The organism is Micromonospora sp. NBC_00821, from assembly GCF_036347035.1.
GTDB classification, from domain to species: domain Bacteria; phylum Actinomycetota; class Actinomycetes; order Mycobacteriales; family Micromonosporaceae; genus Micromonospora; species Micromonospora hortensis.
In genome coordinates this window covers 3,996,648-4,008,212 of record NZ_CP108880.1, presented here as the reverse complement: position 1 = coordinate 4,008,212, position 11,565 = coordinate 3,996,648, and the positions used below count along the sequence as shown (strand labels likewise).

General features: G+C 71.9%; 10 protein-coding genes. 7 read left to right on the top strand and 3 right to left on the bottom strand.

Translation table 11 applies throughout. The annotated features are described in order from the left end of the window. Nucleotides 1-13 precede the first annotated feature (13 nt). Nucleotides 14-1,147 (top strand): carboxylate-amine ligase, encoded by a 1,134-nt coding sequence (locus OHB44_RS18485; protein ID WP_330437685.1) that lies wholly within the window; start codon nucleotides 14-16, stop codon nucleotides 1,145-1,147. 22 nt (nucleotides 1,148-1,169) lie between these two features. On the opposite strand, the gene OHB44_RS18480 is transcribed toward OHB44_RS18485, so the two are convergent. Then, on the bottom strand, nucleotides 1,170-2,954 hold the full coding sequence (locus OHB44_RS18480; protein WP_238686110.1) for an N-acetylglutaminylglutamine amidotransferase: 1,785 nt from the start codon (nucleotides 2,952-2,954) through the stop codon (nucleotides 1,170-1,172). Between the two features lie 97 nt (nucleotides 2,955-3,051). After that, on the bottom strand, nucleotides 3,052-3,483 hold the full coding sequence (locus OHB44_RS18475; RefSeq protein ID WP_112590140.1) for a MarR family winged helix-turn-helix transcriptional regulator: 432 nt from the start codon (nucleotides 3,481-3,483) through the stop codon (nucleotides 3,052-3,054). Between the two features lie 82 nt (nucleotides 3,484-3,565). Here OHB44_RS18475 and OHB44_RS18470 point away from each other — a divergent pair, with 82 nt between their 5' ends. Further along, entirely contained in the window at nucleotides 3,566-5,359 is a 1,794-nt protein-coding gene (locus OHB44_RS18470) for an ABC transporter ATP-binding protein (protein WP_330437684.1), read from the top strand. Between the two features lie 44 nt (nucleotides 5,360-5,403). Here the strand turns inward: OHB44_RS18470 and OHB44_RS18465 are convergent, their stop codons facing one another. Beyond that, nucleotides 5,404-6,360: a TetR family transcriptional regulator gene (locus OHB44_RS18465; protein ID WP_330437683.1), complete on the bottom strand. Its 957-nt coding sequence runs from the start codon at nucleotides 6,358-6,360 to the stop codon at nucleotides 5,404-5,406. 109 nt (nucleotides 6,361-6,469) lie between these two features. Between OHB44_RS18465 and OHB44_RS18460 the strand changes: the two genes are divergently transcribed. From OHB44_RS18460 to OHB44_RS18440, 5 genes are all read left to right on the top strand, one after another. After that, a complete protein-coding gene (locus OHB44_RS18460; protein ID WP_330437682.1) occupies nucleotides 6,470-7,435 on the top strand; it encodes an ABC transporter ATP-binding protein in 966 nt (321 codons plus the stop codon). Further along, complete coding sequence (locus OHB44_RS18455; protein WP_330437681.1) at nucleotides 7,432-9,057, top strand: ABC transporter permease; 1,626 nt, start codon at nucleotides 7,432-7,434, stop codon at nucleotides 9,055-9,057. The genes OHB44_RS18460 and OHB44_RS18455 overlap by 4 nt, the downstream gene beginning before the upstream one ends. A gap of 113 nt (nucleotides 9,058-9,170) precedes the next feature. After that, complete coding sequence (locus OHB44_RS18450; RefSeq protein WP_330437680.1) at nucleotides 9,171-9,743, top strand: hypothetical protein; 573 nt, start codon at nucleotides 9,171-9,173, stop codon at nucleotides 9,741-9,743. 246 nt (nucleotides 9,744-9,989) lie between these two features. Then, a complete protein-coding gene (locus OHB44_RS18445) occupies nucleotides 9,990-10,616 on the top strand; it encodes a restriction endonuclease (RefSeq protein ID WP_266302368.1) in 627 nt (208 codons plus the stop codon). 75 nt (nucleotides 10,617-10,691) lie between these two features. Further along, nucleotides 10,692-11,261 carry a carboxymuconolactone decarboxylase family protein gene (locus tag OHB44_RS18440; protein WP_330437679.1) on the top strand — a complete coding sequence of 190 codons (570 nt, stop codon included), beginning with the start codon at nucleotides 10,692-10,694 and terminating at the stop codon, nucleotides 11,259-11,261. Nucleotides 11,262-11,565: the final 304 nt, after the last annotated feature.

Genomic DNA, 11,565 nt, shown 5'->3' with positions numbered 1-11,565 from the left:
ATGGGGAGGGGCCATGGCGTACCGACCGACAGTCGTCGACACCGCGCCCGACCTGTCCACCCTCACGCTGGGCGTGGAGGAGGAGTACCTGCTGCTCGACCCGGACAGCGGCCGGAACCTCCCTGTCGCCGACCAGGTGCTAGCCGCGCTGCGCGGCCCCGCCCGGGACCAGAGCCGTCAGGAGTTCCGGCACAGCATGGTGGAGATGGTCACCCCGGTCTGCGCCGACCTCACCGAACTGCGCGCGCACCTGGTGGCACTGCGCCGCTCCGCCGCCGAGGCCGCCACGGCGGCCGGCGCCCGACTGGTGGCGGTCGGCGCCACACCGGTGGCCGAACCGCACCGGACGGTCCCCGACGAACCGCGCTACCACGCGATGTCGCGCCGGTACGGCCCGGTGGCGCACGACCCGGCGGTGTGCGGCTGCCACGTGCACGTCGGGCTGCCCGACCGGGAACTGGCCGTGCAGGTCTGCAACCACCTGCGGGTGTGGCTGCCGGTGGTGCAGGCGATCACCACCAACTCGCCGCTGCACGACGGGTACGACACCGGGCACGCCAGTTGGCGCTCGATGCAGTTGGAACGCTGGCCCAGTATCGGTCCGACGCCGTACTTCGACTCCGTCGCCGACTACGACCGCACTGTCGACGAGCTGATCGCCGCCGGCATCATGCTCGACGCGGCGATGGTCTACTGGTACGCCCGACCGTCGTCGACCTACCCGACGGTGGAGGTGCGGGTCGGTGACGTCTGCACCGAGGTGGACGACGCGGTGCTGGTCGCCGCGCTGGTCCGCTCCCTCGTGGCCACCCTCGCCGACGACGTACGTGCCGGGGTGAGCGCCCCGAACGTCAGGGACTGCCTGGTCGCCGCGGCGCACTGGCGGGCCGCCCACGACGGTCTCGACGGCGAGCTGATCGACCTGCGTGCCGGCGGGACCCGCCCCGCCTGGGCACTCGTCGACGAGCTGATGGCGGTGATCGCCCCGGCCCTGCTGCGCCACGGCGACCTCGGACAGGTGTTGGCGCAGCTCGCCCGACTGCGTCGCGACGGCACCGGCGCCGCCCGGCAGCGGCGAGTGCTGGAGCGCGCCGGAGACCTGCACGCGGTCCTCGACGACCTGGTCGCCCGCACCGCCGCCGGCTGACCCCCGGCACTGCCCACCGGGGTCAGCGGATGTCGTGGGTCTGTAGCCACAGCTCCAGCAGGCCGAGTTGCCACAGCTTGTTGCTGCCAGCCGCGGCCTCCGCCCGGTCCGGCTCGGCCAGCAGATGTGCCACGTACTCCGGGCGGAACAGCCCGCGCTCGCGCGCGGCCGGCGCCTGCAACGCCTCGGCCACCAGCTCGCGCACCGGGCCGTCCACATTGCGCAGCGCCGGCACCGGGAAGTAGCCCTTGGGTCGGTCGATCACCTCGGCGGGCAGCACCTCACGGGCGACCTCCTTGAGCACGCCCTTGCCGCCCTGGCTGACCTTGTGCTCCGGCGGGCAGTGCGCGGCCAGGGTGACCAGGTCCTGATCGAGGAAGGGCGTACGCACCTCCAGACCCCACGCCATGCTCATGCTGTCCACCCGCTTGACCGGGTCGTCGGGAAGCATCAGGTGGGTGTCCAGGCGCAGCACGGCGTCCAGCGCGGTCTGCGCCCCGGGCGCGGCGAGGTGCCCGGTGAGCAGGTCCCGGCTGGCGTCGTGCTCCAGCGCGTACGCCGGGCCGACTATGCGGCGCAGCTCGTCGTGACCGCGGTCGAAGAACGCGGCGGCGAACGTCTCGGCGGCGCCGTGCCGGGGCGCCTCGACCAGTGGCTGGTGGTAGCCGTAGCCGGCGAACACCTCGTCGGCGCCCTGACCCGACTGGGCCACCTTCACGTGTTGCGCCACCTGCTCGGACAGCAGGTGGAAGGCGACCACGTCGTGGCTGCCCATCGGCTCGGTCATCGCCAGCACGGCCCGTCGGACGGCGGGCACCAGGTCGTCGTCGGCCAGTCGGATCCGATGGTGGTCGGTGTCGTACGCGCGGGCCACCAGGTCGGAGTAGTGGAACTCGTCGCCGGACTCGCCGTCGCGGCTGTCGAAGCCGATGCTGAACGTCCGCAGGTGTTGCTGGCCGGCCTCGGCGAGCAGCGCCACGATGAGGCTGGAGTCCAGTCCGCCGGAGAGCAGAACCCCCACCGGCACGTCGGCGACCAACCGTCGGCGTACCGCCGCGCGCAGCGCGTCGCCGATCGCGGCCCGCCAGTCGGCGGCGTCCATCCCCGCGTCGGCGGGCTCCCGCACGTAGTCGGGTCGCCAGTAGACCTCCTCGCGGCTGCTCCCGTCTGCCTCGATGACCCGCAGGGTGGCCGGTGGCAACTTGCGCACGCCACGCAGTACCGTCCGCGGCGCGGGCACGATAGAGTGCCAGGACAGGTAGTGGTGCAGCGCCACCGGATCGATGCCGGTGTCGACGTCACCGGCCCGCAACAGCGCGGGCAGGGTCGAGGCGAACCGCAGCCGCCCAGGTGTCTCGGCGAGGTAGACCGGTTTGATGCCGAGCCGGTCGCGGGCCAGGATCAACCGCCGCCGGACCCGGTCGACCAGCCCGATCGCGAACATGCCGACCAGGTGGTCGACGAAACGTTCACCCCAGTGGGCGTACGCCACCAGGATCACCTCGGTGTCGCTGGTGGAGTGGAAGGCGTACCGGGCGCGGCGCAACTCCTCGCGCAGTTCCGGGTAGTTGTAGATGCAGCCGTTGAAGACCAACGCCAGGCCCAGGTCGTCGCGGACCATCGGCTGCCCGCCCGCGTCGGACAGGTCGATGATGGTCAGCCTGCGGTGCCCCAGGGTCACCCAACCGTCGGCGAACAGACCCTCGTCGTCCGGGCCGCGTGAGCGCATCGCCTCGGTCATCCGGGTGACCGCCGCCGCGTCGGGCGAGCGGCCGTCGAACCGCGCCTCCCCGCTGATCCCGCACATCAGCCGGGCCTCCCGTCACCTCGCCCCGACCGGTGTCGGCCGGTCCCGCCGACCGGACGGGGCCGCTGGCTACCCGTGGGCGGGGGGAGCAAACCCGTCAGCCGCGCAGGGTGCGCAGGATGCGGGCCAGCTCGGCGCGGTCGGTGTCGTTGAGGTGGCCGAAGAAGCGGTCGGCCTCGGCCCGGCGCGCGGCCCGGATGGCGGTGCTGACCCGGTCGCCCTCCTCGGTGAGCGCGACCAGCGTCGCCCGACGGTCGGCCGGGTCGGGTCGGCGTTCGACCAGCCCTCGGGTCTGGAGGTCGTCGACGACCTCCGTCGCCGAGCGGGGCGCGATGCGCAGGTGCTCGGCGAGGGTGCCGGGGCGTACCTCTCCGTGCCGGGCCAGCACGCCGAGGGCCCGGGACTGGCTGGGGGTGACGTCCCAGGGCGCCAGTGAGTCGCGGCTCTGCCGGCGCAGACGGGACGCCACGGCCCAGAACGTCTCCGCCAGGCTCTCGTCGTCGGCGCTCTCGACGGTGTGCTCGGTCACCGGAATACGGTAGCAGGATATGTGGTTGCTCCCTCATGATGAGGTAACCTCAGCAATATTGTCGACGAAAGGTAGTGCCCCCTTGGAACCCACCCCGAAGGGCCGCGACCGCGGCCACCGCACCGTCAGCGCCGAAGAGAAGACGCAGGCCCGTCAGGTGTCGCTGCGCCGCATCGGTCGCCTGTTCACCCCCCACCGGCCCGCCCTGGCCGCCGTCACCGCGATCATCGTGCTCTCCTCGATCATCGCGATGGCCACCCCGTTCCTGCTGCGTGCCGTGATCGACCGGGCCCTGCCGCAGGCCGACGTGACGCTGCTGGTCTGGCTGGTCATCGGCATGGTCGCCGTCGCGGCGGTGACCTCCGCCCTCGGCGTCGTGCAGACCTGGATCTCCACCCAGGTTGGCCAGCGGGTCATGCACCGGCTGCGCACCGACGTCTTCAGCCACCTCCAGCGCCAGTCGCTCGGCTTCTTCACCCGCACCCGCACCGGCGAGGTGCAGTCCCGGATCACCAACGACATCGGCGGCATGCAGTCGGTGGTCACCTCCACCGCCACCGCCGTCGCCGCCAACCTCACCACAGTGGTCGCCACCACTGTCGCCATGGTCGCGCTCTCCTGGCAGCTCTCCCTGGTCTCGCTCGTGGTGCTGCCGCCGGCCATCTGGCTGACCCGTCGGGTCGCCCGGATGCGCCGCGAGATCACCGCCCAACGGCAACGCGAACTCGCCGACCTCAACGTCACGGTGGAGGAGGGGCTCTCGATCAGTGGCATACAGCTGGCCAAGACCCTCGGCACCGGCCCCGCGCTGATCGACCGGTTCAGCGCCTCCTCGGCCCGCCTGGTCGACCTGGAGCTACGTAGTGAGCTGGCCGGCCGCTGGCGGATGGCCTCGATGAGCATCATCTTCGCCGCCGTACCGGCGGTCATCTACCTCGCCGCCGGGCTGCCCGGCACCGCCGGCACGCTGAGCATCGGCACCCTTGTCGCCTTCACGGCCCTGCAGGGCGGCCTGTTCCGACCGCTGATGGGCCTGCTCAACGTGGGTGTCTCGCTCACCGCCTCGCTGGCGCTCTTCGCGCGGATCTTCGAATACCTGGACCTCCCGGTCGACGTGGCCGACCCCACCGAGCCGGTCCGTCTCGACCCCGCCCAGGTACGCGGCCACCTGCGCCTGGAGGACGTCACCTTCGGCTATCCGGGCAGCGACACCGCCGCCCTCGCCGGGATCACCCTCGACGTGCCCGCCGGCACCAGCCTCGCCCTGGTCGGCGAGACCGGCTCCGGCAAGAGCACCCTCGCCGGGCTGGTCAGCCGGCTGCACGACCCGACCGCCGGCCGGATCACCATCGACGGCGTCGACCTGCGCGACCTGCGCCTGGCCGACCTGGCCGCGATCGTCGGCGTGGTCAGCCAGGAGACGTACCTGCTGCACACCACCGTCCGGGAGAATCTGCGCTACGCCCGGCCGGGGGCCACCGACACCGAGATCGAGGACGCTGCTCGTGCCGCCCAGATCCACGACCTGATCGCCGGGCTGCCCGACGGGTACGACACCATGGTCGGCTCACGCGGGCACCGGTTCTCCGGCGGTGAGAAGCAGCGCCTCGCCATCGCCCGGACACTGCTGCGTGACCCGCGCATCCTGGTCCTCGACGAGGCCACCAGCGCACTGGACACCGAGACCGAACGCGCCGTACAGCGGGCCTTCGACGTGCTCGCCCAGGGGCGCACCACGATCACCATCGCCCACCGGCTCTCCACGGTCCGCGACGCCGACCAGATCGCGGTGCTCGACCACGGTCGGATCGTCGAGGCCGGCACCCACGCCAGCCTGCTGGACCGCAACGGCCGCTACGCCACGCTGGCGGCCTGAACACCGGATCACAACCGTCTCGAAACAGTCTCGGAACTGTCTCGTTACGGCGCGGTCAGGTGGCGGTAGACGGTGGCCCGCGAGACACCCAGCGCCGCGGCGATGGCGTCCACGGAGTGGGTGCCCGCCGCGTGCATACGCCGAGCCGCCTCGATCTGCTCCCGACCCAGCGCGGGCGGCCGTCCCGGCCGCCGACGTCGGCTCGCCGCCCCGCTGGCCGTGCCCGCTGGTATCGCCGCGGTCGCGCTCCCCGGGGTCGCGTCTGAGTTCCGCCCGGCGGCGCCTGCGTGTGGCCTGGCTGCGGCGTCCGTGTGTGACCCGGCGGTGGCGTCCGTGCGTGTCCTCGCTGCGGCGTCTGCGTGTGGCCCGGCCGAGGTGCCCGCGTGTGGCCCGGCCGAGGTGCCCGCGTGTGGCCCGGCCGACGTGTCCGCGGGTGGGCCGGCCGCGTTGTCCGCGGGCAGCGGGGCCAGTAGTCGGCGTGCGCCGTCGAGCATGTCGGCGCGCAACACCTCGTCGGACACGTCGGTGAAGAAGACGACCGGATCGCTGCACGCGCCCACCGCCTGGACCGCGAGGACCCGCTCGCGGCGCCCAGCGTTCGGTCCGGCGATGAGGTCATTGGCCCGCATCGCGACCTCCATCAGGCGGTGGTACGTGTCGCCCCGACCGATCAGCGCGATGTCGTGGAAGAGCATGCCGAGCGGCCGACGGTGGGCGAGCATGATGTCCAGCCAACCCTCAAGCACCGTCCACCGGGCCCGCTCGGTGGGCTCTGTCCGCGCCGAGTCGAGCAGCGCCTCCAGGTCCGCCACCAAGGGCTCGACCAGGGCGGCGAGCAGATGCTCCTTGGCGGGGAAGTGGTACAGGATCGCGGTCTTGGAGAGCCGCAGCCGTTCGCCGATCTGGCGCAGCGAGGTGCGCTGGTAGCCGTGTTCGGCGAACAGGTCGAGCGCGGCGCGCAGGATCCGGGTGCGGGTGTCGTCCGCGGGATCGGCGGTCATGCCGGCAAGCCTAGCGACGTCCTGACCGGTGGGCACGATCACCATTGATTCGACTGACCGTTGGTCAGTACAGTGGTGATGGTCGACGTAGCCAACGGCAGGAGGGGCCATGCCCGTCATCGCGATCGGCAACCTGGTCAAGACGTTCGGCGCCATCCGGGCACTCGACGGGTTGGACCTGCGCGTGGAGCAGGGGGAAGTGCACGGCTTCCTCGGGCCCAACGGCTCCGGAAAGTCCACCACCATCCGGATCCTGCTCGGGCTGCTCCGCCGCGACTCCGGTGACGCCCAGGTGCTCGGCGCCGACCCATGGCGCGACGCGGTCCGCCTGCACCGCCGGCTGGCGTACGTGCCGGGCGACGTCAACCTCTGGCCCAACCTCACCGGCGGGGAAGCCATCGATCTGCTCGGTCAACTGCGCGGCGGCCTCGACCGGCGTCGCCGCGACGAGCTGCTGCACCGCTTCGACCTGGACCCGACCCGCCGTTGCCGCACCTACTCCAAGGGCAACCGGCAGAAGGTCGCCATCGTCGCCGCCTTCTCCTCCCCGGTGGAGCTGTACGTGCTCGACGAGCCGACCTCCGGCCTCGACCCCCTCATGGAAGCGGTGTTCCAGGACGAGGTCCGGCGGGTCAAGCAGGCCGGCGCCACAGTGCTGCTCTCCAGTCACGTGCTCGCCGAGGTCGAGGCGCTCTGCGACCGGGTCAGCATCATCCGCGAGGGCCGCACCGTCGAATCCGGAACCCTCACCGAGCTGCGCCACCTCACCCGCACGGCGGTGACCGTCGAGACCGCCCGCCCGGTCAGCGGCCTGGACGCGCTGCCCGGCGTGCACGACGTGCACGAGGTCGACGGCCGCACCCACCTGGAGGTCGAGCCCGCCCACCTCGACGAGCTGCTCGGCCAGCTCATCCGCTTCGGCGTCCGCGCGCTGACCAGCACACCACCCACCCTGGAGCAGCTCTTCCTCCGCCACTACGGCGACGACCCCGCCGCTGCTGCATCTGGTACTCCCGCCGCCGGCTTCTCGGACGCCGACTTGCAGGCTCACGCCTCGCAGGGCGGTGCCCGGTGAGCGCCCTCACCGGCACGACCCGACTGGCCCGGCTCGTCCTGCGCCGCGACCGGATCCGCCTCGCCATCTGGATCCTCGGCACGCCCCTGCTCGGTTACGCCCTCGCCGGCAGCGTCGCCGGCATCTACCCGGACCAGGAGGCCCGGCTGGGTTACGCCACCACCTCGGCGTCCAGTCTGGTCGCCCGCGCCTTCAACGGCCCCATCCACGGCACCGACCTCGGTGCCGTGGTCGTCGCCGAGACGTACGTGACGCTGGCCCTGATCGTCGCGCTGCTGAGCACCTTCGCGGTGACCCGGCACACCCGCCAGAACGAGGAGACCGGCCGGGCCGAACTGCTCGGCGCCAACGTGGTCGGCCGCTACGCGCCGCTCACCGCCGCGCTGCTCGTCATCGTCGCGGCGAACACGGTGGCCGCCGTGCTGCTCGCGGTCGCGCTGGTCGGCGCCGGTCTGCCGCTCGCCGGCTCCGTCGCGGCGGCGGCCGCGATCGGCGGCGTCGGGGTCGCCTTCACCGCGATCGCCGCGGTCACCGCCCAGCTCTCCGTCACCTCGCGCGGCGCCAACGCGCTCGCCGCCGCCACCGTCGGGCTCGCCTTCGTCCTGCGCGCCGCCGGAGACGTCCTCGGCGAACAGAGCGCCGACGGCACCCGCGTGCGCAGCGCCTGGCCGTCGTGGATCTCCCCACTCGGCTGGGGCAACCAGGTACGAGCCTTCGACGGTGAACGCTGGTGGGTGCTCGCCCTGCCCGTCGCGCTGCTGCTCGCCGGAGTGGCGCTGGCGTACGCCCTCGCCGAGCGACGCGACCAGGGCGCCGGGCTGATCGCCCCCCGACGCGGCCCGGCCACCGGAGCGCCACGGCTGCTCAGCCCCACCGGGTTGGCCTGGCGGACGCAGCGCGGCACGCTGCTCGGCTGGGCTGTCGGGGTGGCAGTGCTCGGCCTCTCCATGGGCGTCGCCGGCGACGAGTTCAACGACATGATCGGCGCGAATCCCGCCGCCGCCGAAGCGATCAACGCGATGGGTGGCGGAGCCGACCTGATCAACGCGTACCTGGCGGCGATGCTCGGCCTCTTCGCCCTGACCATCGGCGCGTACGTCGTGCAGGCCCTGCTGCGCGTACGCGGCGACGAAGCCGACGGGGTGCTGGAGGCCGCCCTCGCCACGGCGGTCAGCCGTACCCGCTGGCTCGGCACCCAGGTGCTCGCCGCGACACTCGGCGCGCTCGCCCTGCTGCTGCTCGCCGGCGTGACCACCGGCCTCGGCTACGGCATCGTCACCGGAGACCCGCTCGGCCAGGCCGTCGAGCTGGGCGGCGCCGCGCTGCTGCGCCTACCCGCCCTGCTCGTGATCGCCGGCGTGGTGACCGCGATCTTCGGGCTGCTGCCCCGCTGGTCGGTAGTGCTGTCCTGGACGGCGCTGTTGGTCTTCCTGCTCCTCGGGCAGCTCGGCGCCGTGCTGGAGCTGCCGCAGGCCGCGCTCAACGTCTCGCCGTACACCCACGTGCCGGCCGTGCCCGCTGTCGACCCGGCGGTGCTTCCCCTGGTGGTGCTGGCGGCGGTGGCCGCGGCCCTGCTCGCCGTCGGCGTGGCCGCCTTCCGCCACCGCGACGTCCCGTCCTGAGCCCGGATCCTTGGACCTTGCTGAACTGCCGCCGATAACCGGAACCAGGGCCGCACAGCTCGCTGGCGTGGGTCGGGGCTGAGGGGTTGCCTGGGGCTGGCAGCCTCGACCGCGTGAGTGACCTTCTGACGCAGCTTCCGGCGCTCCTCGGCGTCCTGGTTGGCACCCTGGGTACGATCCTCGCCACCTCCCTCGCCGACCGCGCCCGGTGGCGGCGAAGCCAGAGCGTCCGCTGGGACGAGCGACGGCTCGACGCGTACGTCGACTACGCGCACGCCCTCAAGGAGAGTCACGCGGTGGCGCTGCGACTGACGGCCGAGCACCGGCCGGGATCGCGGAGCCACCCCATCGACCGCGAGGAGGGGCTGGTCCGGCTCGCTGAGGCGGACGCCCGGCGCACCATCGTCTGGGAGAACCTGCTGCTGCTCGGCGACGAGCCGACTGTCGCCGCCGCCGCCAGGTGGCGGGACGCGATCTGGCAGGTCGAACGGCTCGCCCGGGGAATCGTCGAGCCGCCATCGGACGTGGCGGAAATGCTGACCTGCGTCGACGAGGCCCGCGACGGCTACTACCGGGCGGCCCGGCACAGTCTCGGGGTGCACGGGGGGTCGGTGGAGCAGTCCGCGACGCTGCGGCGGGCGTTGGTCGACCGGTCCACCGCGAAGCCGGAGGTGCCCGCCAACTGAGCGCGGCGGTGCCGGGGGCTCGCTGCGGGCGCTCCCGCATGGGACGCCGACCGACGGGTACCGGACACCATCGACGGCCGTGCAGGGGGTTTGTCGCACGCTACCGCGACACTGAGGCTTTCCCGACCGGGGAGGTGCCTCGTGCCGTATGTCAGGTCCCACACCAGGAAGGGTGGCGCACGGGTTCGGGCGCATTACCGAAGACGGCGCACGGGCAGCGTTCGGCGCAGATCGACGGTCCGCCGCGTGGCCGGTGGCGGCAGATCTGCCAACGGCTGGGCTCTGGCGCTGTGTGCCGTCGTCGCTTTCGTGCTCCTCCGCATGGTCATCGATTTCGTGCAGCGGCATCCATACTGGTCCGCTCTCCTGGTGAGCCTCGTCGTCATGGCGGCGGCCACTGTGGGTCTCGTCGTGTCGAAGCAGCGTGCCCGCGAACGGGCCGACCAGGCCCAGCGGGACAGGCTGATCGCGGTGACGGACACGATGAGCGGACCCGAGTTCGAGCAGTGGTTCGCCCGGATCCTGGTCGCGTCCGGGTTTCGGGACGTGAGGGTGTGCGGTGGTTCCGGCGACCGGGGAGCGGACGTCCTGGCGATCGCCCCCGACGGCCGACGCGTCGTGGTGCAGTGCAAGCGGCAGAGCCCTAACAACCGGGTCGGCAGTGCCGCGATCCAGCGGTTCGCCGGCACCTGCCGGGACATCCACGGTGGCGAGATCTGCATGCTCGTGACTAACAGTTTCTTCACCGCGGGCGACGGTATTCAGATAGCCCGGCAGCTCAACATCACGCTCGTCGACCGGGATGCGCTGGAAATGTGGGCCTGGACGGGGAGACCAGCGCTGGGGTCCATCGCGGGAGGCGGATCGCATTGACGCCCACGCCGATTTCCCGACAGCGTCCGTAGTCCCAACGGCGTACTGTCCCGGGTCAAGCATGGGAGGAGTCGGATGAGTTTCCTGCAGCAGGCAGAGCAGTCGCTGGACACCGAGCGGTTGTTCGAGGCCGACACGAAGGCGATGGGCTACCTTCCCAACTACACCAGGTTGTTCGCCCAGAGTCCGGCGGTGTACAGGGCTTGGCAGCAGCTCAACGGTGCGGTGAAGGCCGGGATGGAGCTGCGCCGATATGAGTTGGCGACCCTCGCCGCAGCCAGGGCCCTGAAATCCTCCTACTGCGGCCTGGCACATGGAAAGGTCCTACGCGACAAGTTCTTCGACGCGCCAACCGTCGCCGCCATCGCGTCAGACCATGGCAGCGCCGGTCTCTCCGCGCAGGAGGTCGCAGTCGTCGCCTTCGCCGGAAAGGTCGCGGCCGATGCGAACTCCGTCACCGAGGCCGACGTCGTGGGGTTGCGCGGCCTCGGTCTCGATGACGCGGACATCTTCCACGTGATCCTCGCCGTTGGCGCCAGATGCTTTTTCAGCACCGTCCTTAGCGCTGCCGGGGCTGAGCCCGATCCGCAGTACAACGAGAGCCTGGACGTGGATCTGCGGCGGGCGCTGAGCTTCGGCGGCTAGACCCAGAGAGAACGCACCAACCGGGCTGTCCCAGCGCCAGAGGGCGAGCGCCGACTTGTCGAGGAGGTAGCGCTCGCCGCTCGCAACGCCCGCGCGGCATCTTCGCCTTCGGTAAGCCCTGGGACGGAATCGCCCAGGCGCTTGTCGCCATCGGGCCTGCAGATCGTTTCGGCCACGTCCATCAGCAATCCGACACCATCAATAGATGCGGACGGCGCGCAGGCCCGTCTGGCAGCTAAGGAATCTCGCTGAAGCGGCGGAATGCCGGGGCCCGCACCTCGTGCGGCGTCTACCTGCCTGGGTG